The following is a 25173-nucleotide window of genomic DNA, read 5'->3' on the forward strand; positions in this document are numbered from 1 at the left end:
TCTGGGCTTCCGATGCTCATAGCGTGAAACGCAGCAGAATCGATTGGTTCAGCTCTCCAGCCGCGTCCTTCCCGAAGCCCGACCTGGGGATTTGCCGCTGGAGCGGTGCGGACGGGGTCTTGCGAGCCGCCCGACGAAACCACCATTCCACCGACCGAATCCGAACTCATCGGACTCATAGACGGTTTTCACTATTTTAGACCGAAAGACGATGCGCACAGAAATTGTGTTTAGAGGCGTAGCAACACCGAACCCCAGTGGAGGCCGGCGCCCAAGGCCGCAAAGGCCACCAGCGAACCGGCCGGCGCCTTGCCCAGGCGGCGGGCGTCGTCGAAGCAAAGGGGCAGGGTGGCGGAGGTGGTGTTGCCGTACTTCTGGATGTTGTTGTGGACCTTCTCGTCCGGCAGGCCGAGGGCCTTCTGAGCCGCCTCGTTGATGCGCAGATTGGCCTGGTGCATCACCAGCAGGTCGAGATCGTCGGTGGTCCAGCCGAATCCGTCGAGCATCTGCCGGGTGGCCTCCGGCATCCGGGTGACCGCCAGGCGGAAGACTTTGCGGCCGTCCATGATCGGAATCGTTTCGTCCCGGGCGATCATCTCCGGTGTCACGAAGGGCCGTCGGGCAGACCCCAAGCCCGGCACGAAGAGGATGTCTTTGTGGTCACCGTCGCCGTAGAGAGCACAGCCGAGAATGCCGCGCTCGGTGTTCTCTTCGGCGCGGAAGACCATCGCTCCGGCGCCGTCCCCGAACAGCACCAGCAGATGCCGATGGGTGGAGTTTGCGGTGCGCTCCTCCGGCGACAGAGGCTCCGACGAACGCCCTTCGAGTACGTCCCAGGTGCGTTCGGAGAACGGCATCAGCACCGTGTGGACATCCGTTCCCACCAGCAGCACCGTGCGCGCCGCCCCGGACCGGATCAGCGCATCGACCATCTGGAGGCCGTAGGCGAAGCCGGCGCACTGCTGCCGGATGTCGAGGGCCGGGACGGGCCGGATGCCGAGTTTCTGCTGGATGATCGTGCCGGCGCCGGGGAAGTAGTGGTCCGGCGTCATGGTGGCGCACACGATGTAGTCGACCTCGTCCGCTGCGATGGAAGCGTCTTCGAGGGCCGCCCGCGCCGCCGCCGTGCCAAGGTCCGAGGAGGCGACACCGGCCTCGGCATAGCGCCGTTCGACAATGCCGCTGCGCTCCTGGATCCACTCGTCGCTGGTCTCCATCACCCGCGCCAGGGCGTGATTGTCGATCACCCGCTCCGGCACGGAAATTCCGCTACCGGCAAGTACCGCTCGTAGATTGCTCAAATCGCCTCCGGTGTCCGAGTGTCCACCACAGGCCAGTTTGCCCGAGGGCGAGGCGGCGGGCTGGGCGCCCCCGCTCGCCGCCGTGGACGGGGTGAGCCCGAAGCAGCACAAGCTTCTTCGGGCGAGGGGGCACCTAGCCCCTTAAATGGCAAAGCGAGCAGGCGGGCGGAGACCCTCGGCGAGGCTCTCTCAGCGCGCCTGCTAGTTACGGTCAATGTCCAACACCCCGCGCCGCTCGTCGAGGCGGTTGCGAGGGATGTAGAGCTCGGTCACTTCGCCGCGCTTGATGAAGCGGTAGATGGGCGCCGGACGGGAGCCGTCGAGGCCCGTTTCCGCCTGCTTGTCGTATTCCCACACCTCGACCGGGGGGTCGCGGTGGTCGATGGGAATCTCGTAGTCCGTCTCGCCGGGCTCGCCGAACAGGATCCAGATGGTGCCGCGGGCGGTGCGTCGACCGGAGACGCCGGCCTCGCTGAATTTCTGGTCCGCCTCGTCGGCGCGCTCTTCGAACCGCTCGCGCAGCGGATTGTCCGGTCGCAACGGTCTCGGATCGCGTTGCTCCCAAAAGCCTTCCACGAAGGCCTCGGCCGCCGCGTCGTTAGTGAGGGCGGCGAATTGGTCGATCTCCTCCGGCGTCGCCATGCGGGCGATGGGACCGACCAACCAGCTCGAATAGGAGGGTCCGAGCAGTGGGTTGATCAACCGATCGCCGTCGCGGCCGGTGGTGTTGGTGCTACAGGCGAAAACGGCGAGGGCGGCCGCGGTGACGCCCGCGATGCCAAGAAATCTCTTCAAGGCGCTCATCGGGTCACCTTTTCAACAGGTCGAGAAACTCTTCCCGCACCGGACGGTCATGGAAACAGCCACGCAGAGCCGAGGTGGTGGTCAGGCAGCCGGGTTTCTTGACCCCGCGCATCTCGACACAGAGGTGGCGCGCCTCAATCACCACCATCGCGCCTTTCGGCGACAGCGTCTCGTCGAGGTAGTTGACCACCTGCTCGGTCAAGCGCTCCTGAAGCTGCGGCCGCTTGGCGTAGAACTCCAGAATCCGGCTGAACTTCGATAAGCCGATAATGCGGTCTTCCGGTATGTAGGCTATGTGGGCATGGCCGTAGAAGGGCACCAGATGGTGGGCGCACATCGAGTAGAACGGGATGTCCCGTTCCATCACCATGTGGCTGTAGCCCTCTTCGTTCGGGAAAGTCGTGACCTTCGGCTCCGCTCCCTCGTCGAGGCCCTGGAACATCTCCAGGTACATCTTGGCCACCCGTCGATCGGTCTCGCGCAGATTGGGATCGCTCAAATCGAGGCCCAACTCCGTGAGGATGCCGCGGACGTGGCGCTGGATTCCTTCCTGGCGGGGATCCGCATCCGCCGGAACCGGAGTAGGAGGAGAAAGAACTGTCGTGGAATGGGTCATCTTGTCGGGCTCCATTAGCGTGGAAAAGCCACTCATCTTACATGTCAGATCTTACTTGTCGACACGTCGGGCTTGCCCGAGCAGGTGGCTGACCTCCGGCAAGATCAGCGCGTCGAGGGCCAGCTCCACCGCCTTTGGCGAACCCGGCAAGGCGAAAACCGCTTTGCCTCGGGCGAGACCGGCGCAGGCCCGGGAGAGCATCGCCGCCGGGCCGATCTCCTCATACGACAGGCTACGGAACAGCTCACCGAAACCATCGACGATGCGATCGAAGAGAGGCACCACCGCCTCCACCGTGAGGTCCGCCGGCGAAAAACCGGTGCCGCCGGTGAGCACCACCACGTCGACCGCCTCATCCTCCAGGCCTCGGACCGTGATCTCCCGGATCGCCGGCACGTCGTCGGACACCCGGTGCGATGCCACCCAGCGATAGCCGGCGCCTCCGATCTTCCGGCGGAGCAGGGCACCGCTGACGTCGTCCGACTCCCCCCGGCTGCTGGTGACCGTGACGCCCAGGAAGCCGAGGTCGTCCGCGCCCTCTCTGCGATGTTCTTCAACGGACATTGGGTGCAGGCTAGCAGATGGCTGAAAGGGCTTCGCCTACGGTTTCAGACGCTCTGCTCGCTGTTTTTCCCTGCTACGCCATTCCCTCTTCCCCTGTCAGAGGACGTGCATCAAAAAATCGACTAAGATACATAAGCTGAATTCATGGAGATCGCATGGGGACCGACTAGACGACGCCGTTGCAAGCGTTTGCGCTGCATCGAGCCGATCCGAAGAGTGTCCGCTTTTGGGACGATCCGTCCCGAAAGCGACCACCGAGGGGGCGGACGAGTCGCCATCGCGGCGCAAATCTCCCCGGTTCTCCTGAGTCCGCGACGCGCCGGCGGTGCTGGCACGCGCCGTGCTTTTCAGCGCAGTGGAGGCTACGGACGATGACAATGGATCAACCCAGGGACCCTTCGATCCTTCGCAAGAAAAAGATCCGGCGCTACGCCTTGATCGGCGCAGCGCTCATTGTGCTGCTCGCCGTCAGCGCGGCGGTCGCCAACCTCGAACCCGCCGCCCGGGTGGTGGAGAAGGAGTCCGTGTGGGACGAAACCGTCCAGCGCGGCACCTTCGTGCGCGAAGTCCGCGGGCCGGGCACCCTGGTGCCGGAGAACATCCGATGGATTCCGGCCCTCCGGGAAGGCAGCGTCGAAAGGATCCTGGTGCGGCCGGGCAGCGAGGTGCAATCGACCACGGTGCTCCTCGAAATGACCAACCCGGAACTCGAGCAGGAAGCTCTGGACGCAGAACTGCGGCTGCGCGAAGCGGAAGCCCAACTCACCAACTTGCGGGCTCGGCTGGCCAGTCAGCTCCTCGACCAGGAGGCCAAGGTCTACGCCGTCGAGGCGGATCTGGGGGCGGCAAAGCTGCAGAAGGAAGCGGACGAAGAGCTGTTCGAGGCGGGCCTCATTCCGGACATCAATTTGAAGCGCTCGCGTCTCCAGAACCAGCAGCTCAGCAAGCGGCACGAGATCGAGCAGCAGCGCCTGGAGAAAATCTCCCAGTCGAACGACGCGCAGATCGCCTCGGAACAGGCCAAGGTCGACCAGCTCCGCTCCCTCTTCCAGTTGCGGCGCAAGCAGCTCGATGCCCTGAAGGTGACCGCCGGCCTCGACGGCGTGCTGCAGGAGCTCCCGCTGGAGGTGGGCCAGCGGGTCACCCCGGGCGAACTTCTGGCCCGGGTCGCCCAGCCAGACACCCTGAAGGCTGAACTGCGCATTCCCGAAACCCAGGCGAAGGACGTTGCCGTCAGCCAAACGGTGGTGGTCGACACCCGCAACGGCAAGGCCGCCGGTGAGGTCACCCGCATCGACCCGGCGGTGCAGGACGGCTACGTGCTGGTCGATGTCGCCTTCACCGAGGATCTACCGAACGGCGCCCGCCCGGACTTGTCCGTCGACGGCACCATCGAGATCGAACGGTTGGAGGACGTGCTCTACGTCGGCCGGCCCACCCGCGGCCAACGCGACTCGACCATTCAGCTCTACAAGATGATCGACGACGGGCGCGAAGCGGTGGCCGTCACGGTGCAGCTCGGCCGCACCTCGGTCAACACCGTCGAAGTGGTCTCGGGCCTGGAAGAGGGCGACCGGGTGATCTTGTCGGACCCTTCCGAGTGGGAAGGGGCGGACCGCATCCGGCTCAGGTAGCAGGCCGCCAGAAGAATGACGATGCAAATTTTCCAGCGGCCTGCTACTCCGTTTCAGGGGGGCTCGGCGCCCCCCGAGTCGCGAAGAACTGCATTTTCTTCGCGGCTCACCCCCGTCCCCGGCTTCGCCGGCGAGCCTTCGGCTCGGTTGAGTGATCTGGAGGATTCGAGGCGACGAGCCGCCTCAACAAGATCTGCACGACTAATGCGAGGAGATTTCTTTCTATGAACGCCGAACACGAATCCCTGATCCAACTGACGGACGTCACCAAGGTCTTCTACACGGACGAGGTGGAGACCCATGCCCTGGCCGGTATCCACCTCGCCATCGAGCGCGGCGAGTACCTGTCCATCGCCGGCCCGTCCGGCTGCGGCAAGTCCACCCTGCTCTCCATCCTGGGCCTGTTGGACACCCCCACCAGCGGCCAATACCGGCTCAACCAGAAGGAGGTGGCGAACCTCTCCTTCTCGGACCGCGCCAAGATCCGCAACCAAGAGATCGGCTTTATCTTCCAGGCCTTCAACCTGATCGGCGACCTGACGGTGTACGAGAACGTCGAGTTGCCGCTGACCTACCGCGGCATGCCGTCGGCGGAGCGCAAGACGCGAGTGATCGAAGCCCTCGAGCGGGTGGAGATGGCGCACCGGGTGAAGCACTACCCGTCACAGCTTTCCGGCGGTCAGCAGCAGCGCGTGGCGGTGGCTCGGGCGGTAGCCGGCAAGCCCTCTATCCTGCTGGCGGACGAGCCCACCGGCAATCTCGACTCGAAGAACAGCGAAGCGGTGATGGAACTCCTCGGCGAGCTGCACGACGAGGGCGCCACCATCTGCATGGTCACCCATGACCCGCGCTATGCTCGCTACGCCACGCGCACGATCCACCTGTTCGACGGCCGCATTGTCGAGGAAGAGGACGCCGAGACCAAGGATTTCGAGGAACAGCAGCTCGAAGCCAGCGGCTTCCAAGTGGGGTAGCCGAGCAGCCGGTAGCCCCCGAAGTTCTGGCCGAACTCCAGGTCTTCGGCGTACTCGCGGCAGTTGAAGCGTGAACGCCATGACCACAGCCGCCAAACGCCAGCCCTTGGACATCCCCTCCCATCCCGCCCGCCTGCTGGTGGCGGATGACCAGGCGGATGTGCGGGAAGCCCTCTGCCTGCTGCTCAAGGGCGAGGGCTACAGCACCGAAACGGCCGCCTCGCCGGCCGGTGTGCTGGAGGCGGTGCGCACCCGCGACCTCGACGCGGCGCTGATCGACCTCAACTACACCCGCGACACCACCTCCGGCCGCGAGGGCCTCGATCTCTTGCAGGAGATCCGCGCCCTGGATCCCACCCTGCCGGTGCTGGTGATGACCGCCTGGCCGAGCGTCGAGGTGGTGGTGGAAGCGATGCGCCGGGGAGCCCGCGATTTCGTCGAGAAGCCTTGGGAGAACGCCCGTCTGCTCTCGGTGGTGCGCACGCAGCTCGAACTGGGCCAAGCGCTGCGCCGCGGGCGCCTGCTCGAAGAAGAGAATCGCCGCCTACGGGGCGACGGCGCGCCGGAACTGATCGCCTCCTCCCGCGCTATGGAACCGGTCCTGGAGCTGATCGACCGGGTGGGTCCGTCCGACGCCAGCGTCCTGATCACCGGCGAGAACGGCACCGGCAAAGGGCTGGTCGCCCGCGCCCTGCACCACGTCTCCGAGCGCGCCGACCGGCCGATGGTGACTGTCAACACCGGCGGCCTGTCCGATTCGCTGTTCGAAAGCGAGCTCTTCGGCCACGTGCGCGGCGCCTTCACCGACGCCCGCAGCGACCGCGTCGGCCGCTTCGAGCTGGCCGACGGCGGCACCCTGTTTCTCGACGAGATCGCCAACATCTCCGCCAACCAGCAGGCCTCCCTGCTGCGGGTGTTGGAGACCGGCGAACTGGAGCGCATCGGCTCTTCGCGCACCCGGCGGGTGGACGCCCGCATCCTCGCCGCCACCAACGCCGATCTGGGCGCCGAGGTGGCGAGCGGCGCCTTCCGGCGGGACCTCCTCTTCCGGCTGCGCACCGTCGAGATCCCGCTGCCGCCGCTGCGCCAGCGCAAGGACGACATCCCGGCCCTCGGCCGCCACTTCCTCGCCCGCCACCGGCAGCACTACCGGAAATCCACCGAAGATTTCACCGACGACGCCCTGGCCGCCCTTCTCGCATACGACTGGCCGGGCAACGTGCGGGAGCTGGACCACGCCGTGGAGCGGGCGGTGCTGATGGCGCGGGGCGAGAAGATCGCACGATCGGACCTCGCCCTCGGCTCGCCGGGCGCTGGGCGCGGCTTCGGAGAGATGACCCTGGAAGAAGTCGAAAAAGTGCTCATCCGGAAGGCCCTCGACCGCTCCGAAGGCAACGTCAGTCAGGCCGCCGAGCTGCTAGGGTTGAGCCGCAGCGCCCTCTACCGCCGGCTCGAAAAGCACGATCTCTAGCGAACGGTCTCCCCCCTTGGCCCGCTCCTTCGACGACCGCCTCTTCCTCTCCGCTCTCTGCGTCGCCCTGCCGGCGGTCGCCATCGCTCTCGGCCTGCTGTGGTTGGGACCCTACTCCACGCTCCTGCGGATCAGCCTGACGATCGCCCTGGTCGGCCTCTCGATCGCCGCCGCCATCGCTCTCCGCAAACGCATCTCCTACCCCATCTACACCCTCGCCAATGTCCTCGAAGCGCTGCGCGAGGGCGACTACTCCTTGCGCGCCCGGCGCAGCGATCCAAGGGACGCTCTCGGCCAGGCGCTGCAGGAGGCCAACCTCCTCGGCGAACGGCTCCAGGAAGAACGGCGCGGCGCCCAGGAGGCGACGGCTCTCCTCAAAGGGGTGATGGCAGAGATCGACGTCGCCGTTTTCGCCTTCGACGAAGACCGCCGCCTGCGCCTCGCCAACCGCGCCAGCGAGCGGCTGCTGTCGCGCCCGCCGGACAAGCTGATCGGTCAACCGGCCTCGTCCCTCGGTCTGGAAGAGGTGCTAGCGGCGGACCCGTCGCGCCCCCTCTCGGCGCGCTTCCCCGGCGGCGAAGGCCGCTGGGGAGTGCGCCACGGCACCCTGCGCCAGGAAGGTCGCCCCCTGCGTCTCCTGGTGCTGTCGGATCTGTCCCGCCCCCTGCGGGAAGAAGAGCGCCAGGCCTGGCGCCGACTCATCCGGGTCCTGGGTCACGAACTGAACAACTCCCTGGCACCCATCCGCTCGCTGGCGGAAACCCTGGCGCGGCTGTTCGATCGCCAGCCCCGGCCGGACGACTGGGAAGACGACATGCGCCGCGGTCTGGGGCGCATCGCCAACCGCTCGGCGTCCCTTTCCCGCTTTATGAATGCCTACTCCGGCCTGGCGCGGCTGCCGCCGCCGACCCTCGCTCCCCTTGACCTGGAGCGCCGCATCGAGCGCATCGCCAGCCTCGAGAACCGCCTGCCGGTCGAGGTGAAGGGCGGACCGCCGGTGACCCTAGAAGCCGACGGCGACCAATTCGAACAACTCCTCATCAACCTGGTCCGAAACGCCGTGGACGAAACCCTCGCCGCCGGCAACGGCGTCGTCGAGATCACCTGGGAGCCGAGCGGAGAGGCGGTGGAGATCCGCGTGCTGGACGAAGGCCGCGGCCTATCGAACCCCGAAAACCTCTTCGTCCCCTTCTACACCACCAAGCCCGAGGGCACCGGCATCGGCCTGGTGCTCTGCCGGCAGATCGCCGAAGGCCACGGCGGCACCGTCGAGCTGCGCAATCGCGCCGACCGGGGCGGCTGCGAAGCCACCCTCCGGCTCCCCTTGCTGCCCGCCGCTCCGGCGCCGACGGGATAAGGGCGATGTGCTAAGTTTTTGAGTGGAATAGAACGACACCACGAGGAGGAACACCATGCGCATCCGTTCGAGTCTTCACTTCGGCGCGGCCATCGTCGCCGCCTGCCTGCTCGTCCCTTCGGCCACCGCCGAACTGCCCCAGCGCTACCAAGAGTGGGCCGAAGGCCCGATTCAGCACCTCTTCACCAAGGCGGACAAAGACGCCTGGAGCGCCCTCGCCGACGAAGCCGCGGCGGAAAACTTCATCCGTCTGTTCTGGGCCCAGCGGGATCCCACCCCGGAGAGTGCCGAAAACGAGTATCAGCGAGAGTTCGAACGCCGCGTGGCCTACGCCGACCAACAGTTCGCCCACAAAAAAGACGATGAGACCGTCCGCGGCTCCCTGACCGACCGCGGCCGCATCTTCGTCATGCTCGGCGCCCCGCGGCGCCTCCAGCAGCCGGGCGCCGGTGGCTCCACCAGCGGCGGCGCCCTCGGCGGCGACTCCGCCTTCGGCGGCGGCGGCGGCGTGGCGAGCGGCGGCGGTGGTGGCCGTTTCGGCCGCGGAGGCACCACCGACCGCTTCGGCGTCGCCTCGGAGGAAGTGTGGGTCTATGAAGGGGACGAAAAGCCCGAGGTCATCAAGAAAAAGCGCCTACGAGTGAAATTTCGCACCAAGCCGGGCACCGAGGAGGTGCAGATCCACCAGGGCGAAGAAGCCCTCGCCCTGGCCGCCGAGGCGGCGGACCGCGCCGTGCTTCACCCGACGATGACCGTCGCTGATCTCTCCACCGCCCCGGCGCCGTCGGCCCTGGGCGGCGAGGCGATGGACTCCGACTACCAGGCCTGGGGGGCCTCCACCCTCTCCGACCCGGCGGCCCTCGAATCTCTGCGCGCCGCCCTCACCGGCGACGCCGAATCCTCCTTCTCCGCCCATCTCGACGCCGCGCCCTTCCTGGCCGGCGACGGCACCACCATCATCCCGGTGCAAATCGCCACTACCGGCGAGCCGCCGGCCGACGCCGTGGTGGTGGGCGAGCTGGTGGACGCCGCAGGCGAATCCGCCGTCTCCTTCGAGATCGACAGCGACTGGAAAAACGCGCGCGACCAGAAACTGCGCAAAACCACCGTCGTCGCCCCGCCGGGCGCCTACGAACTGCGCACCGGCCTCAAGGGCAGCGACGGCGCCATCCTGTGGTCCGCCAGCGAAGCGATCGAAATTCCTGCTATCAGCGACGAACTGTGGCTCTCGGACCTCATCGTGTCGGACAACATCTTCCCGATGAAAGAAGCTCAGGCGATGCTCGAACCCTTTGCCTGGCAGGGCATCGTCGTCGTGCCCAAGGGCGACCGCACCTTCGAGCAAGAGGGTGTCCTGTGGTACTACCTCCACACCTGCCACCCGGCCTTGGCCGACAACAACCTGCCCAACCTTCGCCTCACCGTAGAACTCGACGGCGCCGCCAAATTCCGCGGCCCCGCCGCCGCCGACCCAGTCAAAGCCGGCGACGACTGCTGGGTCCTGGCCCAAGGCCTGGAACTCACCGCCGACCGCTTCCCGGCCGGCGACTACGAGATGAAGGTCTACGTGCGGGACTCCGAGGCTCGGAAGACGGTGACTTCGAGTACTGAGACCTTCTCGGTGGTGGTGCCCTAGAGAACTAGAAAGGGGCTCCGGCCTTTGGGCTGAAGCTCGAGAATCCTATGAAGGCATGGATTCAATCCGCAGACTTCTCAGTTCGAGAGATTGAGGTGGATGGTCAAGGGGCGGTTCGGGAATTCCGAAACCACGATGGGTCCCGCGAGAATAGCCTCTTCGAGAAGCTAGAGTCCGAAGGCAAAGAAAACTGTCCCGCCGGCTTGGGATTGGTGCGAGCTGGCGGGCATCATCTACGCATCTGCCCTGACGGCGATGTCGCCATGGTTCATTGGATGAAGCCCGCTCGGCTCTTGGGTTTCCTCTGGCGCATTCCGAAAGTGACCACGAGAGAGCGAGTTCCGTTTTCGGAAGTCAGCACGCTCATTGAGGACTTCTTCGATCGGGCAGAAACAGATCTCAAAAGTTCTTAAGCAACCCCTATCTGCTTTAAATCCAGTCTCTGAAACTCGATGGTTCCGGTTCCACAGCCACCGGCAAGGTGGTCATAGGCCCCGGTCAGCAGGCCTCGCTTGACATTGCGCAGGTCCAGGGTGGCGTAGGCTTCCAGATTGCCGTCGGGAAGTCGGATCACATACTCAAAGCGTAGAAATCGGCCGGAACTCAAATTGGTATAGATCATGAACCTGGCGTTCCAGGTGATCGTGCATGACGTCCGGCCGTCTTCGACCTTCATCTCTCTGCGGGTGCCGCCAAGCTGAAGGTTCTTGCCGGTCATCGTGAAGGCCGCTTCGCCGGAATGAGAGAAGTCCCCGGTCGGACCGTGCACGCAATAATTCCAGTCTCCAATCAGCGCCTTGACGGTCGACGCGTCCACTCGATCGAAATCAAGGGTGGCGTGAAATCCCTCGGGTTCCTGGTGGCGATGACGGAAGATTCCCAAGAGTAGGCAAAGAGCAAAAGCCGCAGTTGCCGCCCATACAAATCGAACGAGATTCTCGCTGGACGGCGCGGAGGAGCCAAGGGCCGCTGAAGCCGAGCTGAGAGAGTCCGCGAGAGCACCGAGAAACGACCCGAGGCCTTTCAAATAGGTCGCCCCTTCTGGGCGCCCCACGAACAATCCATTCAACATGATCGTCACAACGCTACTCAGCAGCACCAGATGGAAGCGCTCCGACAATTTGACGACGGCGATGACTCCAACGATCAGCCCCACCTCAAGACCTGCCACCAGCCACCCCCAACGGGGCGCCCACTCAAGGCTGACGAGGGGAATGAACGTGAAGAGAAAAAGTACGAGAACAGCGAGGGTCTGCGCGAACCAATGCTGCGCACCGAATCGGTGAATCCAATCCTCCACAACTCACCTCGATCCAAGATATGCTAATAATTAAAAAATTACATTTTCGTTTGTTCAGATCACCGTGAAGGGTAGATGGCTGCACCCAGTCTGTCAACACGCCCCGCTCTGCTGGAAATGCTCGGCCATGCCGGGGCGAGCGTCTCCTTCGTGGTGAAGACAGACCGCCAGGTCGCCTGAGGCCCAGGCTCATCATCCCGTCCACAGCGCCCAGTATCCAGCCTCAGGCGCCAACTCTAGGCGGTACTTTGAAGAGTTGCTAACTCGACAGTCGTCGAATCCCAGGCACAACATCGAATCCTGTATCGAAGGAAGCGATGGTTTCGATGTCGCGTTGCAGCATCACCGCGGCATGAATGGCATCTCGGACGCCGAGGGTAGGGATCTGCTGGAGCAGGCGCTTGGCGTGGTCGGTGTCGGCGAGAGTGACCGGCAAGATCACTGGGCAGATCTCGGTCATCCGATCGTAGACCTCGAAGGCCAAATCACGCCTTCTCAAAGCCGTGTATCGATAGAGGACCTCCTGCAGAACCTCGGTACTGGTGAAGGCCTCGATTTCGCCGGCCTGCGCGCGCTCTAGTAGCCGCAAGGCCGGGGTCCGGTTGGGATGCTCGCCCCCGGCGACATACATAGGGATGTTCGAGTCGAAGAAGACCTTCATCGACGGCTCTTCTGGTTACCGGCGTCCGGCTTCGATCTCGGCGAGCATCTGGTCGATATCGGCGGTGGGAGCGTCTAGGGCGGCGAGCCGCTGTAGCGGATCGCCAACCGCTTGTTCCTCGGCGAGGGCTTGCTCCAACGCACGCCGCACCCATTCGCCCTTCGAGGACCGTTTGCGCTGTGCTGCCTTGGTGATCTCGGCGTTGAGCGGGTCGGGAATCAGCACTTGCAGGCGATGGCTCATATGCTCAAGCTAATCTGCTGAACCCTTGATGTCAATCCGCACTCAGGATTCACCCAAGATCTTTGAGATTGCTGCTCGGCTCCTCGACACTCGGGTGGCATCGAGAGAAACAGCGCCACCCGCGAGGAATCAACGCTAGCGCTTCACGAAGAGGGCAGGGCACTCCGGTCCTTCAGTGAAGCCCAAGGCGAGAGCGAGATGCTGCGAGACGGGGTTGGCCGCATGCCAGTGCGGTCGAACGCCATTCCTCAGGCACCACCGAAGGAGGCCGGATGCCGCCGCCTTCGCGAATCCGCGCCGCCGATAGGCCGTATCGCAGGCAACGGAAATCTCCACTCCACTTGTCGTTCGGGCATAGGAGGTCGCCGCCGCCAGTACGCGATCCGACCGGACGACACAGAAGCCGATGCCCTGTTCGAAAAACCTCTCAACGCTCGCTTCGACCTGCAATCCGTGCGGCTCCAAGTGCTCGCCGAGTTGCTCCAGGTCGGCCAATCCCATTCGACGCACCTCGAAACCCGCGGGCACCGAGGCTTGATCGGCGAGGGTGTCCAGGTCGAGAGCATTCGCCAGGTACGAGCACATCGGCCGATCGCGGACTCGGTCGCCGAAACCCTCGAACACTCTCGCCCGCCACCGCACATCCTCCCCGGGGAAGATGAATTCGCGCGGCAAGGGCGTTTTCTCCACGAGCGCCGCGGCCGAGGCGCTCTCCGGGTTGCCCGCGAAGAACGAGTAGCAGCCGATGTCGAGGCGGGCGGCCGCCGCAGGCCCTGCGGGATCGACCCACACCGTGCCTCGCCCCGCAAGCCCTGCCTCCAGGACGACGGGGAGATAGGGAAAGGATGAGAAAAGCGCACTCAACCCTTCGCCCAGGGAACCCGCCTCGCGGACGTCAGACACCACCGGGAGCTCGCTAGGTCTCATCGGTTCGCTTGACTCTGCTCGCTTGACTTGCCGTCGAACTCTAATGATGATCAGATCTCATTATCGATATGCGGGATCGGCCATTGCGCGAACGCACCCGTGCTGCCCAGACTCACGTCTCGCAGGGAAAATACCGCAGCCGCATCGAGCCTTGAAACGGTCCGCCAAGATTCAGCCCCGACTCGAGGGAACTGGCTAGGAGACTACCGAAAATGAAATCGACATCCACTCCAGACATCAGAACCATCGCCGATGGGCTCGGAGTCCTAGGCGCAGCGGCTTGCGCCCTGCACTGCATCGCTCTGCCGGCTCTCCTCGTCCTCGGCACGACGCTTCCGACGGTCTTCTTCGCTGACGAGTCCTTCCACCGCTCGATGCTGTGGTGGGTCGTTCCAGCGGCCGTGATCGCCTTCGCGCTCGGTTGTAAGCGGCACAGGGATCGGCGGGTGCTGCTATTGGGGGTCTTGGGCGTTGCCGGTCTCCTGCTGTCGGGGACCGTCCTCCACGACCTGATGGGCGAGACGGCAGAGAAACTGGCGACCCTGGGGTCGGCCATCCTGCTCGTCTGTGCACATCTCCGAAACTACAGGCTCTGCCGGTCGGATGCGTGCCGGCACGACGACGCCTGAGGGCACCCGGCATAGAATCGAACCATGGGTACTTTCCCCGTCGAGGTGTCGTTTCCTGTCCACTGGGCCGAACTCGACGCTCTCGGACACGTCAACAACGCCCGCTATTTCACCTGGTTCGAGACCGCCCGGATGGAGCTGTTCCAGCGGGTCGGGCTCGCCACCACCGGACTGCCGAAGATCGGCCCGATCCTGGCGCAAACGGAATGCCGGTTCAAAGCTCCGGTTCAGTATCCCGCGACGGTTCAAGTGGGTACCCGCGTGGCCCGACTCGGCAATACGAGTTTCGTGATGGACTACCGGGCTGCCCTCGAAGCGAAGCCCGAAGAGGCGGTCGCCGAGGGCTCGGGGGTGGTGGTGATGTTCGACTACCAAGGCGGCGCGAAGGTACCGATTCCGACGGACCTTCGCGCCCGACTCGCCGATCTCGGCTAACTCGATTCCCCGCGCCGCCCTTACCCCATTCAGCGACGATAGCCGTCGTGATCCGGTCCGCGAAAGCCGCTCCAGGAGGCGTTCGGATCGAAGGCCACGCCGGGTAGGTTGACCAGGCTGGTGCTGACCGGAGGGAAAGGCGGAGCAAACACCGGCGGCGCATCCATCACCAGCACGTCGATCGCTCCGTCGCCATCGGCGTCGTGGAGAAGCGGCGAACCGGCCCAGCTCACACTGCCGTGGGCGATCAGCTCTGAGCCGTCGACGCCAGAGTACACCGTCAACTCACTGGGTAGGAAGAAATGCTGGGTCGCCACCCAGATGTCCTGCACGCCGTCCCCATCGATGTCGGCGGCGGCCGGCGACGCAAAGGGCGGCAGCTTCAGGGGCGTGGACCAGATCGGCGTACCGTTGGCTCCCTCGAAGGTTTCGAGGGAAGCGTCGAGGAGCGGGAAGGTCTCCGGCCGGCTGGGGTTGACCGCGATGCTCGCCACCGCGACATCGAACACTCCGTCGGCATCCAAATCGTTCAGCAGAGGATTGGAGATCACGTAGGGCCAGTTCAGATCCTGACGCCAGAGTTCATGGCCCAGCAGATTGAAGGCGGCGACGGAGCCGCAGAATTCGGCTGCCACCACCTCGGGGATTCCAAACCGGTCACCGGTGATGTCGCCGAGCACCGGGCTCGCGACAAAGCCTCCGGTGTCGCAGGAGGAGGGGATCTGGGCGTAGGGAAAGAAGCGGCGGAAGCGAGTGTTGTACAGCAGGAAGTGCAAACTGCCGGGAAGCGTTTCGCCACCAGAACCGACCACCAGAAGGAGGTTGCGGGCGTGCCTGCCGATCGCCTTGACCGCCGGCGAGGTGTAAATCTCCGCCTGATCGGGCTCGTCCCAGCGAGCGAGCACCGTTCCGTCGAGGTCGATGGCGAGGACCGCTCCCGGGTTGCGCGGACCGTCGGCCGGTTCGACTCCACCTCCGGTCGAAACGAAGATCAAGTCCGGGCGCTCCGGCGCGGAGACGGGGCTGTAGGTGTTGGCATTCGCGCCGACCTCGCCGGGATTGAGGGCATTCAAAGACCACAGCACGGTGCCGTCGACCCCCGACAGCGCGCGCACATCACCGAAGCGGCCGGCGGTCAACACGTCGAGAACGCCGTCGTGGTCAACGTCTCGGCAGAGCGGCTGGGCGAAACCGGAGTCGCCCTGGGCAGCGCGCCAGAGTCGGCTACCGGTGACCGGATCGACCGCCTCGACGTAAGCGGGGTCCGCGGGGAAAGGAGCCGCGCCGGACCCCACGGCGACAATCGCTTCGTCCTGGCCGTCGCCGTCGAGGTCACAGTACGACGGTGATCCTTCGAAGCCGACACCCGGATCCTCGCCGAGCGTCCAGGCGACGGTGAAGCTACCGGCGAGACCGGCGGCAGAAGAACTCACGCAAACGGTGGCGAGGGCTGTGAGAACGAGTGATCTCTTCATCGGACGCTCCTTATTACAAAGAGAAACGTGCCCGTGAGACGGGAGCTGCACGACCGCCTCCGGGCGTCTTGGCCGACCCGGCCGAAGCGTGTCAATTCGAACTATGAGCTTTGCTCAAGGCAGCATATTACAGATTTTCGATACGACCAAGACGATGTCGAAGGCCACTGCCTCGTCCTCGATCTCAGGTCATTCGATTGCACATCTTATACTGACATGGCAAGATATCTATATATGTTCTTTCACTACACGCAGCGACTGACGCTCCGCCGCATCACCACGATCCTGCTCGCCGCTCTCCTGGCGGCGGCGATAACCGGCTGTCCGTCTCCACCACAAACCGCCGCCAGCGTGCCGACCGGCGGCAACGACATGGCGAGCGTCACGTTCTATGACTTGGCCGCCGACGCAGCGTCCGGGATCGACTTCGCGCGCGTCCCGTCAGTCACCAACGACGCCTTCGAGCGGATCAAGACCGAGCCCCGCTACACCATGCCGTTGGTGGTCGCCACGCCGGAAAAGCCTCGCGGTTCTCCAGGAGTGGCGCTCTTGGACTACGACGGCGACGGCGATCTCGATCTCTACGTCACCAACGGTCCCGGCGCCGCCAACAGCCTGTACGCCAGCCGCCTGGAGGACACCGGCGCCCTGCGCTTCGAGGACGTGGCGGAAGCCGCCGGTGTCACGGCCAAGGCGCAGGACTCTACCGGCGTTTGCTTTGGCGATCTGGACAACGACGGCGACCCGGACCTGGTGGTGCTGGGGCGCTCGGAGCCGAATCTGCTGTTCGAAAACCGAGGCGACGGTACCTTCCGGGACGTCACCGCCCAGAGCGGCCTGGGCGGCACCGGCTGGGGCCACACGGACTGCTCCGTGGGCGACGTGGATGGCGACGGCCTGCTCGACCTGGCGGTGGCCAACTCCTACGACTGGAGCCGCCGCGAGGCTACCTTGACGGAGCCGTGGACCCACAATCACCCGAACCAGCTCTTCGTGAACGAAGGCGGCCTCGCCTTTCGGGACGCCAGCGAGAGCTCCGGCATTCTGGAAATGAACGGCTTCCGGCCGCGGCGGAACGCCTCCGCCACCATCACCTGGGCCCTCGCCCTGGTGGACTACGACCAGGACGGCGACCTCGACCTCCTCCAGGCCGACGATCAGGGCGGCATCTCCCCGGATGAGGAGAGCCGCGGGCTGATCCAGGTACTCGAAAACGACGGCGACGGCCGCTTCACCGCCGTCACGGACCGATCCGGCACGGACCTGCCGGGCACCTCGTGGATGGGTCTCGCCTTTGCCGACTTCAACTGCGACGGCCGGATGGATTTCTACGCCACCAACATGGGCGACTACGTCTTCTCGGCGGTGGGCATGCCGTTCTACCGCGGGCAGCTCTCGTCGCGGGCCTTCCTCGGCACCCCCGGTGGCGGATTCGCCGACGCCGGGCCCGGGCAGGGGCTGCGGGCCACCCCCTTCGGCTGGTCGGTAATGGCGCCGGACCTGGACAACGACGGCGACCCGGACGTGGTGTTCTTCGGCAGTCTGGACGGCGCCATCCACACCATCACCGCGGACAACCCCGGGGTCGTTCTTCTGAACCCGGACTGCTCCGCCGAATTCGAGGCCGACCTCGAGGCCCTGGCCGTGAACCACACCCGGCGCAACGTCCACGGCGGAGCCACCGGCGACCTCAACCGAGACGGATTTCCGGACCTGGTGACCGCCTCCGCCTTTGACATCCCGGAAGACATTCCCTTAAAGCGCTACCCCGTCAAGCACGGCAGCCCGTTCGATGAAACGGCCTGGTTCGTGGAGGCCTTTTCGCCGGTCGGAGAAGGCGAGTTCACCTGGAACGGCCTGCGCTTTCCGGACGGGCGCCTGGCGGTGGAGATCAACCGGGGCAACGGCAACCGTTGGATCGAGGTGCGCGCCCTGGGAACCGTCGGCCTGTTGCCGAACGGACGGGTCAACCGGGACGGCGTGGGCGCCGTGATCCGGGTGACCCCGGAAGGCGGCCGGACGGCGCTGCGCCCGGTCACCGGCGGTTCGGGCTTCGCCTCCCAGAACGCCCTGGCCCAGCTCTTCGGACTCGAGCGGGCCGAGACCGCCACGGTGGAGGTCCTGTGGCCCGGCGGCACCGTCAACCGCCTGCGGAATGTCCGGGCCGGAGAACGCATTGTCTTCCCCGAACTGCCCTGCGACCCATCGCTGGACCGCCGGAAGTACCGCTCGTGCATAGCCGACGCCCTGGAAATCCTGCGAGACCTTGGTTGGCCTCCCCTTCCCAAAATTGCGAGGTTCGAACAGCCATGACCACCATCTCCGGCGGTCGGCGGCGGTCGGGCTCCACCGAGCCGAGCCGCCAGCGAGAGGAAAACGACCGAAGCGAAACGATCTTGGAATTGATCGACCGGCAGGCGGAGGCAAAGCCTCAGCGGACGGCGATCATCGACGGTACCTTGGAGATCACCTACCGGCGTTTGACCGAACGGGCACGCGCCATCGCGGGCGCGTTGGCGGCCCGGGGCGTCCAGCCGGGGTCGATGGTCGGGGTGTGCATGAACCGCACCTGGGAACTGGTGGCGACACTGGTGGGAGTGCTGCGCGCCGGCGGCGCCTATGTGCCGCTCGACCCGGCATACCCACGGGAACGGTTGCGCTACATGCTGGAGCACGCGCGCGCCGAGGCCGCCATCGTAGATCACGAGAAGCGGGCGGAGCTCTGCGCCGGGGTACCCGAGATCCTCCGCCTCGACGAGGTGGTGGAACGGACGGCCCAAGGGGTGATCGGACCTTCCCCGAAGGATCTCGCCTACGTCATCTACACCTCCGGCTCGACCGGGCGACCGAAGGGGGTCGCGATGGAGCACCGCAGCGTGGTGGCGATGAGCCGGTCGATGCGCGAACTGCTCGATGACCGGGAACTCGCCGGCGTGCTGGCGGCCACTTCCGTCTGCTTTGACCCTTCGGTGATGGAAATCCTGGGAACGCTGTGCCTCGGCGGAACGGTGGTGCTGGCGGAGAATGTGCTCGAGCTGCTGGACCTGCCGGCGGCCCACCGGGTGCGAACCTGCGTCATGGTGCCGTCGGCGATGCAGGCCTTGCTGGCGGCCGGACGGCCGCCAGCCGGCATCCGGTGCCTGGTGCTCGGCGGCGAGGTGCTGACGCGTTCCCTGGTGGACCAGCTACACGCCCTCGATCCGCCGCCACGGGTGGTCAACGTGTACGGGCCGACCGAGGACACGGTCTACTCCACCGCCAAGGAGGTGACGACCGAGGTGGAAACCATCACTATCGGCAAGCCGGTGGTGAACTCCTGGTCCTACATCCTCGACGACTCCATGCAGCCGGTGGCCGCGGGAGAGCCAGGTGAGCTGTACCTGACCGGCGACCAGCTCGCCCGCGGCTATCTGCACGACCAAGAGTTGACCCAAGAGCGCTTCATCGAGCTGGACCCGAACGGGCCGATCCCCGAGGAAAGGCTGTACCGAACGGGAGATCTCTGCCGATGGCGAGAAGACGGTGAGATTGAGTTTCTGGGACGGGTGGACCATCAGGTGAAATTGCGCGGCTTCCGGGTGGAACTCGAAGAGGTCGAGTCGACGCTCGAATCGATGACCGGCGTGGACGGCGCCGCCGCCGCGGTGGTCGACGGGACCGGTGATCGCAAGGTTTTGGTCGCCTACGTCGTGGGCCGAAACGGCGTGACCCAGGACGCGGCGAGAGCCTTCTTGGCGGAACGGCTGCCCCCATTCATGGTGCCTCAGGTCGTAGAGCACATCGCCGAGCTCCCCCGGCTGCCCAACGGCAAGCTGGACCGCAACGCGCTCCCGAGACCAGAATTCGGCGACCGCCGCGGCAGCATCGCCGGAGAGACCGGGGATCTGGCCCGCCATCTGGCGGAGCTACCGGAGGGCAAGCGGCGCGCCGAACTGCTCGAAGTCATCCAGCGCGAGGTCGCCTCGCTCCTCGGCGTTCGTTCCGGCCAGGTGCCGCCGGACGTTCCCCTGGACGAATTAGGACTGGACTCGCTGACCTCCGTGGAGTTGAACTCCCGCCTCGCCGCTACCCTCGAGCGAAAACTGCCGGCGTCGGCCCTCCTGGAGCGCTGGACTCCGGCAGACGTGGCGGGCCACCTCCTCGGAGCGGTCGCAGGCGACTCGGCACCTCCCGTAACCGAGGAGAAACGGAACGGAACCTCGAATCCCCTCGGCCGCTTTCAGGCGCAGCTTCAGTTCTGCCACCCGCCGTTTCTGGCGGCGAAGCTACCGGCCTGGTCCGCCACCGACAAGGGCACACTGGTCGAACAACTCAAACTCCAGGCCGCCGCTCCCGGCCGAGACCCCTACGGCAAGCTGGTGCGCACCGGTAGCGCACACCGCGGCATCGTCGCCGACGCGGTGACCCAGGAAGAACGCGAGGCCATCATCTGGACCACCAATCTGTACCTCGGCCTGAATCGCGATCCGGAGGTCATGGCGGCAGCCGGCGCCGCTCTGGAGCACCTCGGCACCGGCATGGGCACATCCGCAGCGGCCTCCGGCGTCACCGATCTCCACCTGGAGTTCGAGAAGGAGTTTGCCGAGCTGGTGGAAAAACCCGCCGCCTGCCTGTTTCCCACGGGATTCACCGCCAATCTCGGATTGGTCGCGGGCCTTCTCGGTGCGCAAGACGTCGTGGTGATGGATCAGCTCTGCCACGCCTCCATCGTCGACGGTGCCCTGCTCGCCGGCGCGCAGATCCGAACCTTCCGGCACAACGATCCGGCGGATCTGGAGTCCATTCTCCAAACCGAAGCGTCGCCCTACCGCACAGTGCTGGTCGTGCTAGAAAGCGTCTACAGCATGGGCGAAGGAGCGGCGCCGGTGGCGGACATCGCGGGCACAGCCAAGAAATATGGCGCCCTGGTCCTCGTCGACGAGGCCCATTCCTTTGGGTTCTACGGCCCGCGCGGCGCGGGCCTGTGCGCCGCCGAAGGGGTGACCGACCAGGTCGACTTCATCATGACCACCCTCAGCAAAGCCCTCGGCAGCCTCGGGGGCGTCGTCGCCGCCCGCCGAGAGCACGTCGCCTTGCTGAAGGCGTCCTCCAGGGCCTACATCTTCCAGGCATCGGCGAGCCCCGCGGACATCGCCGCGGCGCTCGCCGCCTTGCGCCGCCTGCGCACGGACGACTCGCTGCGCGAGCGCCTGTGGGACACCACCGCCTACATGCGGCAGAGGTTCAGCGAAGCCGGCTACGACCTCGGGACCGGCGACGGTCCCATCGTCACCCCGCATTTCTCCGACAAAGACACCCTCTTCGCGATCGTCCGGGGCCTGTTCGAACGCGGCGTTCACACGGCGGCCGTGACCTACCCGATCGTCGAGAGCGGACGGGGCCGCCTGCGCTTCATCTGCTCGGCGGCTCACAGCCGCGAGGACGTGGACCGAACCTTGGAAGCCCTGATCGACGCCGAGCGAGAAACGGAAGAGGCGCGCGAAGCGGCCGATGATCGATCCGGGAGCGAAGGTCCTGAGCGCTCCGATCTGGAAAACTGGGTTCACGCCTTCTCCGCCGGCTGGCAGGAGAACGGCCCGGCTCCAACCCCCAACCTCGCCCTATCCTTCGGGGTTCCAGATCATGGCGAGCCCATCACCTTCGCCTGTCACGGACGGGAGGTCACGGCGGGAACCCACGGGACCCAACCCGAGCAGAGATCGAATACGCCGTTCTGTTCCTTGCTTCTCAAGGATCGCCGGGCGGTCTCCGCCCTGTGCACCTCCGATGTGCAAGGACTGCTCGGCAGTCTGGTCAGGGGCGAATGCGAAGTGAGCGGCCAAATCGAGCCGTTCATCTGGCTCATCGGGCGACTGACCGAGCGGCGGCATGAGGCGGCAGCCTGACGCCACGAGCCTTTAGTTCGCCACCCGCAACGCCTGCTCCGTCGCCGCCACCTGACCCAGCCCTCCGCGAGCGGCGACGCCGGAGCCGGCGTTCTGGAAGGCGGCCCGCGAGCCTTCCAGATCCCCCCGGTCGAGCAGTACCCGGCCGAGGTTGTTGTAGGCACGCACCCGGATCTCTTCATCCTGCGCTTCGCTAGCGGCCCGCTCGAGTTCCGCCGTCGCGGCGCCGAAGTCGCCTCGGGCGTAGTAGACCCAGCCGAGGGAAGAGCGAATCGCCGCCGAATCCGCGCCATCCGACTCCTCCAGGGCTTCGTTCAGGCGGGCGACGGTGGAGTCCAGTTCCGCGGCGCCCGCCTCGCGCAGGCTTTGATCCGAAAGCGTCCACTCACCCGGCAGGTCGTCGGTACCGACTCCCACATCCGGCAAAGCCGCCGCCTGGTCGAGCTGGAGTTCCCGATTGATCGCCCGCAGGCGCACCACCACATCGCGAATCCTCTCGAGATTGATGGCCATGTCGGTGGCGGCGTGAATCTCCGGCGCCGCCCGCCCATTGTCGAACTCCAGTAACTCTCCGGCCAATCGCACCTCCGCCGGCGGCACATCCTCGGGCATGCGGGTCGGGCTGAGATGGAGGAGGAGCTGGCGGGCGCCACTGCGATCCGTCCGCCGCGCCCAGCCCTCGTAAAGCTGCAGGCTGGCTCCCAGCACAAAGAACGCCAGCGACATGATCATGAAGAACCGGACATTCTTCAGCTTCAGCGGCAGCTCCTCGCCACCGGACGCCACCACTTGCCGGAGCAGGCGGTACCCCAAGTACAAGAACACCAGCGCGGCGGCATGAAAGCCCAATTGAAAGAAGTTCTGCAGCGTCAACCAATTCATCACAACGCCTCCTCAACAAGTGCAGACGGACCCGATAGCAATGGGCTTCATCGGCAGTCCAGAGATCCAGATCCAGGGAATCCCATCCGGTCTCGGGGTCGAGCGGGAAAGCACCCCACCCGGAGAAAATGACCGATGGTGTCCGTCCCTCCAGCCGAACCAACAGGAGGGAATCATGCAACATTTTCTCACCGCCGCGCGGTCGTTACGCCTCGTACTCGCTGGACTGAGCCTGCTCGCCGTACCGTTCGCCGCGAGCGCCACCACATCGGCAAGCGCCTCCAGCCTCATCGAGCACCGTTACTACGACTGCGACTTCAGGCATCCGAATATTCAAAAGAAAAAGCGTAGCGGTCGAAAAGAGTGCCAGGTTTTCTACTCGATCGTCCCGAATCGCATCGCGGTCAAGCTGAAGAACCCCCAAGCTGCTTCGAGGCTTCCGGAACTCGCCGCCGGCGATCCAACCATCGGGCCTGCATGCTGCCCCAACGCCAAGGCCCTGGAACTGATGCCACTCGGCAAGAGCGATCCCAAGATCGCGATCTACAAAGTCAAGCAGTGCCAAACGGAGCCTGAGATTCTCTGGCTAGCCAACCAGATCTCCCGCCTCGACGGAGTCGAAGCAGCCGGCGCCCTCGGCAGGCGCGCGAACGCTCCGGGCGAATTCATCCTGCTCGACCAGATCGTCGTCGAGGTCGGAGGTGACTTGCGCTTTCCCTTCAACGACGACGACACGGCCCTGTTGACGGCGGCCGGGCTCAGCGTGATCGCACCGGAGCCTTTCAATCCGGAGCACGGGGCTCTGCTCGACGTCCTACACCAAGGCACTTCATCAGGCCGGTCGTTCCTCGACGGACTCGACGTACTGACCTGCGTCGCCACCCATAACAGTGACTTCGACAGAAAAGACATCAGCGATCCCGACACCATCGACTGCAGCGCCCGCAACCAGGACGAGGTAATCGAAAAGGTTTGCACTAAGGTCAGCAAGATTGTGGAAAGATGCGGTCTCCTCAGCGGTTCTCGAGCGAGTAGTGACCCCCAAACACTGCAGAAGTCACTCGGCAAGTTCTGGCTCCTCGAGCCCCGCCTGGTTCGCCCCCTCACGATCCCCATTGCAACCGCGAGCCCCAGCGCCGAATTCAAGGCATGGCTGAAAAATGAGAAAAAGTCTGAAGACGGTTTGAATGCCAAGTTCACTTTCAACTCGGTCAGCAACAGTACCGCCTCAGACGATCAAGCCAAGCTCTCGATCGACGCCACGGCATCGCGCGGCACCTATCCAAGCCAGACTCGCCTCAATGTCGGCGCCCAGGTCGTCTTTGACGACGATGAGGATGACCTGGAGGAAAACGTCACTCGGATTCGCCTCAACTACGACCACTACCTCAAACCGTGGATGGAGGTCTATGGATTCGTCGAACGGTTCACCAACAACTTCCTCGCCATCGACCAACGTTGGGAAGGGGGCGGCGGGGTCCTGTTCGAATACGACAAGCGGTCCCAATCGATGGACCGTTTCTGCGCCTCGCGGGGACTCGGCAACCGCGGCTACACCGGCAAACGGCCACACCTCACCCGGCGAGCCGAGCAGCGGATGGCGCAGTACCGGGAAATGATTCGCCACGAACTGCTGTCCAAGGGCTTTGTATCAACGGCGACCGCCGAAGAATACTGCCGATATCAAACCGGCATCGAGAAACGCCATGCGGTGTTTCAGGCCAGCATCGCCCTCAGCGTCTTCTCCGACCTGGAGCAACCCGCCGAGCTCTCCCTGATGGCCACCGAGATCGACGCGAACGGTATCCCCATTGAGGACGCCGAAAATCCCGACCCGATCACCCTTCGCCCAGAGTCCGACCAGATGGCCCGGGTCACCGTGCGGCCGGTGATCACTCTCCGGCCCACCGACGATCTGACCTTCAGAGGCTGGTACTACTACAAGTACTCCTTGGAGGATTCACCTGGCGGCGATACGGACTACCGAAGTCAAGCGGGCATCGAGGGAACGTTCGCGTTGACCGGCGGTAGCCCCAGGGTCTCCCTCAAGGCGAGTTTCATCGAGTACCACGACTCCAATCCGCCCAGGTTCTCCCTTGATCGCGGACTCGACGAGTTCAGCTTGCTACCCCTGAGCGACCCGATCGCGGGAATCGAGAGAGTCGGCATGGACGACAACGGAAGGCTGTTTCAGATCTCCGGTCTCACGGCGCGGGGCCGGCACGAAGTGGTCACCTTCGGCGTCGAAGTGAAGTTCTAGGTTTGGCCATCACCGGTTCTTCGCAGCGGGTCTGGGACCGGTGATGGCGCGGGCAGTCTGCTAGATTTCCCTTTGCCATAGGTACAACTGACCGCCTCCGGTCGTCTCTCTCGGCAAAG

At 65.1% G+C, this 25173-nt stretch carries 21 protein-coding genes; 11 read left to right on the forward strand and 10 right to left on the reverse strand.

The features are described from left to right. Window positions 1-230: 230 nt before the first annotated feature. The 4 genes from AAF481_18530 to AAF481_18545 form a co-directional block, all read right to left on the reverse strand. The gene (locus tag AAF481_18530; protein MEM7483166.1) at window positions 231-1301 is read right to left on the reverse strand and encodes a 3-oxoacyl-[acyl-carrier-protein] synthase III C-terminal domain-containing protein; all 1071 of its coding nucleotides are present in this window, start codon (window positions 1299-1301) and stop codon (window positions 231-233) included. Window positions 1302-1502: 201 nt separating this feature from the next. Further along, window positions 1503-2096 carry a GWxTD domain-containing protein gene (locus AAF481_18535; protein ID MEM7483167.1) on the reverse strand — a complete coding sequence of 198 codons (594 nt, stop codon included), beginning with the start codon at window positions 2094-2096 and terminating at the stop codon, window positions 1503-1505. A 13-nt stretch (window positions 2097-2109) separates the two neighbouring features. Continuing rightward, on the reverse strand, window positions 2110-2721 hold the full coding sequence (gene folE, locus AAF481_18540; GenBank protein MEM7483168.1) for a GTP cyclohydrolase I FolE: 612 nt from the start codon (window positions 2719-2721) through the stop codon (window positions 2110-2112). A gap of 51 nt (window positions 2722-2772) precedes the next feature. After that, window positions 2773-3285 (reverse strand): MogA/MoaB family molybdenum cofactor biosynthesis protein, encoded by a 513-nt coding sequence (locus tag AAF481_18545; GenBank protein MEM7483169.1) that lies wholly within the window; start codon window positions 3283-3285, stop codon window positions 2773-2775. Between the two features lie 377 nt (window positions 3286-3662). Between AAF481_18545 and AAF481_18550 the strand changes: the two genes are divergently transcribed. From AAF481_18550 to AAF481_18575, 6 genes are all read left to right on the forward strand, one after another. Then, complete coding sequence (locus AAF481_18550; GenBank protein ID MEM7483170.1) at window positions 3663-4919, forward strand: HlyD family efflux transporter periplasmic adaptor subunit; 1257 nt, start codon at window positions 3663-3665, stop codon at window positions 4917-4919. Window positions 4920-5143: 224 nt separating this feature from the next. After that, window positions 5144-5893 (forward strand): ABC transporter ATP-binding protein, encoded by a 750-nt coding sequence (locus AAF481_18555; protein ID MEM7483171.1) that lies wholly within the window; start codon window positions 5144-5146, stop codon window positions 5891-5893. A 79-nt stretch (window positions 5894-5972) separates the two neighbouring features. Next, window positions 5973-7364: a sigma-54 dependent transcriptional regulator gene (locus AAF481_18560; protein ID MEM7483172.1), complete on the forward strand. Its 1392-nt coding sequence runs from the start codon at window positions 5973-5975 to the stop codon at window positions 7362-7364. 16 nt (window positions 7365-7380) lie between these two features. Further along, complete coding sequence (locus AAF481_18565) at window positions 7381-8721, forward strand: ATP-binding protein (GenBank protein MEM7483173.1); 1341 nt, start codon at window positions 7381-7383, stop codon at window positions 8719-8721. 55 nt (window positions 8722-8776) lie between these two features. Continuing rightward, the gene (locus AAF481_18570; protein ID MEM7483174.1) at window positions 8777-10357 is read left to right on the forward strand and encodes a GWxTD domain-containing protein; all 1581 of its coding nucleotides are present in this window, start codon (window positions 8777-8779) and stop codon (window positions 10355-10357) included. A 47-nt stretch (window positions 10358-10404) separates the two neighbouring features. Then, window positions 10405-10770 (forward strand): hypothetical protein, encoded by a 366-nt coding sequence (locus AAF481_18575; protein MEM7483175.1) that lies wholly within the window; start codon window positions 10405-10407, stop codon window positions 10768-10770. On the opposite strand, the gene AAF481_18580 is transcribed toward AAF481_18575, so the two are convergent. The 4 genes from AAF481_18580 to AAF481_18595 form a co-directional block, all read right to left on the reverse strand. Beyond that, a complete protein-coding gene (locus AAF481_18580; protein ID MEM7483176.1) occupies window positions 10767-11657 on the reverse strand; it encodes a hypothetical protein in 891 nt (296 codons plus the stop codon). The two genes, AAF481_18575 and AAF481_18580, sit on opposite strands and share 4 nt — an antisense overlap. A gap of 259 nt (window positions 11658-11916) precedes the next feature. Continuing rightward, complete coding sequence (locus AAF481_18585) at window positions 11917-12318, reverse strand: type II toxin-antitoxin system VapC family toxin (protein MEM7483177.1); 402 nt, start codon at window positions 12316-12318, stop codon at window positions 11917-11919. Between the two features lie 15 nt (window positions 12319-12333). Further along, the gene (locus AAF481_18590) at window positions 12334-12561 is read right to left on the reverse strand and encodes a ribbon-helix-helix protein, CopG family (protein ID MEM7483178.1); all 228 of its coding nucleotides are present in this window, start codon (window positions 12559-12561) and stop codon (window positions 12334-12336) included. 135 nt (window positions 12562-12696) lie between these two features. After that, window positions 12697-13464 (reverse strand): GNAT family N-acetyltransferase, encoded by a 768-nt coding sequence (locus tag AAF481_18595; protein ID MEM7483179.1) that lies wholly within the window; start codon window positions 13462-13464, stop codon window positions 12697-12699. A gap of 236 nt (window positions 13465-13700) precedes the next feature. On the opposite strand from AAF481_18595, the gene AAF481_18600 reads away from it, so the two are divergent. Next, the gene (locus AAF481_18600; protein ID MEM7483180.1) at window positions 13701-14117 is read left to right on the forward strand and encodes a MerC domain-containing protein; all 417 of its coding nucleotides are present in this window, start codon (window positions 13701-13703) and stop codon (window positions 14115-14117) included. 24 nt (window positions 14118-14141) lie between these two features. Further along, window positions 14142-14552, forward strand: a complete 411-nt coding sequence (locus tag AAF481_18605) for a thioesterase family protein (protein MEM7483181.1) — start codon at window positions 14142-14144, stop codon at window positions 14550-14552. A 29-nt stretch (window positions 14553-14581) separates the two neighbouring features. On the opposite strand, the gene AAF481_18610 is transcribed toward AAF481_18605, so the two are convergent. After that, the gene (locus AAF481_18610; GenBank protein ID MEM7483182.1) at window positions 14582-16027 is read right to left on the reverse strand and encodes a hypothetical protein; all 1446 of its coding nucleotides are present in this window, start codon (window positions 16025-16027) and stop codon (window positions 14582-14584) included. 234 nt (window positions 16028-16261) lie between these two features. On the opposite strand from AAF481_18610, the gene AAF481_18615 reads away from it, so the two are divergent. Together AAF481_18615 and AAF481_18620 are read left to right on the forward strand one after the other, a co-directional pair. After that, the gene (locus AAF481_18615; protein ID MEM7483183.1) at window positions 16262-18340 is read left to right on the forward strand and encodes a CRTAC1 family protein; all 2079 of its coding nucleotides are present in this window, start codon (window positions 16262-16264) and stop codon (window positions 18338-18340) included. Further along, window positions 18337-21912 carry an amino acid adenylation domain-containing protein gene (locus AAF481_18620; protein MEM7483184.1) on the forward strand — a complete coding sequence of 1192 codons (3576 nt, stop codon included), beginning with the start codon at window positions 18337-18339 and terminating at the stop codon, window positions 21910-21912. The genes AAF481_18615 and AAF481_18620 overlap by 4 nt, the downstream gene beginning before the upstream one ends. Before the next feature lie 12 nt (window positions 21913-21924). Here AAF481_18620 and AAF481_18625 read toward each other — a convergent pair whose 3' ends face one another. Continuing rightward, entirely contained in the window at window positions 21925-22794 is an 870-nt protein-coding gene (locus AAF481_18625; protein MEM7483185.1) for a tetratricopeptide repeat protein, read from the reverse strand. A gap of 40 nt (window positions 22795-22834) precedes the next feature. On the opposite strand from AAF481_18625, the gene AAF481_18630 reads away from it, so the two are divergent. Then, window positions 22835-25054: a hypothetical protein gene (locus AAF481_18630; protein MEM7483186.1), complete on the forward strand. Its 2220-nt coding sequence runs from the start codon at window positions 22835-22837 to the stop codon at window positions 25052-25054. The last annotated feature ends 119 nt before the right edge of the window (window positions 25055-25173 follow it).

It is taken from the genome of Acidobacteriota bacterium (assembly GCA_039030395.1).
In the GTDB taxonomy this organism is placed as follows: domain Bacteria; phylum Acidobacteriota; class Thermoanaerobaculia; order Multivoradales; family JBCCEF01; genus JBCCEF01.

Coding starts and splice junctions, on each gene's coding strand:
- folE (MEM7483168.1), bottom strand. CDS start 2,721: ATGACCCATTCCACGACAGTTCTTTCTCCTCCTACTCCGGTTCCGGCG.
- AAF481_18545 (MEM7483169.1), bottom strand. CDS start 3,285: ATGTCCGTTGAAGAACATCGCAGAGAGGGCGCGGACGACCTCGGCTTC.
- AAF481_18550 (MEM7483170.1), top strand. CDS start 3,663: ATGGATCAACCCAGGGACCCTTCGATCCTTCGCAAGAAAAAGATCCGG.
- AAF481_18555 (MEM7483171.1), top strand. CDS start 5,144: ATGAACGCCGAACACGAATCCCTGATCCAACTGACGGACGTCACCAAG.
- AAF481_18560 (MEM7483172.1), top strand. CDS start 5,973: ATGACCACAGCCGCCAAACGCCAGCCCTTGGACATCCCCTCCCATCCC.
- AAF481_18570 (MEM7483174.1), top strand. CDS start 8,777: ATGCGCATCCGTTCGAGTCTTCACTTCGGCGCGGCCATCGTCGCCGCC.
- AAF481_18575 (MEM7483175.1), top strand. CDS start 10,405: ATGAAGGCATGGATTCAATCCGCAGACTTCTCAGTTCGAGAGATTGAG.
- AAF481_18585 (MEM7483177.1), bottom strand. CDS start 12,318: ATGAAGGTCTTCTTCGACTCGAACATCCCTATGTATGTCGCCGGGGGC.
- AAF481_18590 (MEM7483178.1), bottom strand. CDS start 12,561: ATGAGCCATCGCCTGCAAGTGCTGATTCCCGACCCGCTCAACGCCGAG.
- AAF481_18600 (MEM7483180.1), top strand. CDS start 13,701: ATGAAATCGACATCCACTCCAGACATCAGAACCATCGCCGATGGGCTC.
- AAF481_18605 (MEM7483181.1), top strand. CDS start 14,142: ATGGGTACTTTCCCCGTCGAGGTGTCGTTTCCTGTCCACTGGGCCGAA.
- AAF481_18610 (MEM7483182.1), bottom strand. CDS start 16,027: ATGAAGAGATCACTCGTTCTCACAGCCCTCGCCACCGTTTGCGTGAGT.
- AAF481_18615 (MEM7483183.1), top strand. CDS start 16,262: ATGTTCTTTCACTACACGCAGCGACTGACGCTCCGCCGCATCACCACG.
- AAF481_18620 (MEM7483184.1), top strand. CDS start 18,337: ATGACCACCATCTCCGGCGGTCGGCGGCGGTCGGGCTCCACCGAGCCG.
- AAF481_18625 (MEM7483185.1), bottom strand. CDS start 22,794: ATGAATTGGTTGACGCTGCAGAACTTCTTTCAATTGGGCTTTCATGCC.
- AAF481_18630 (MEM7483186.1), top strand. CDS start 22,835: ATGGGCTTCATCGGCAGTCCAGAGATCCAGATCCAGGGAATCCCATCC.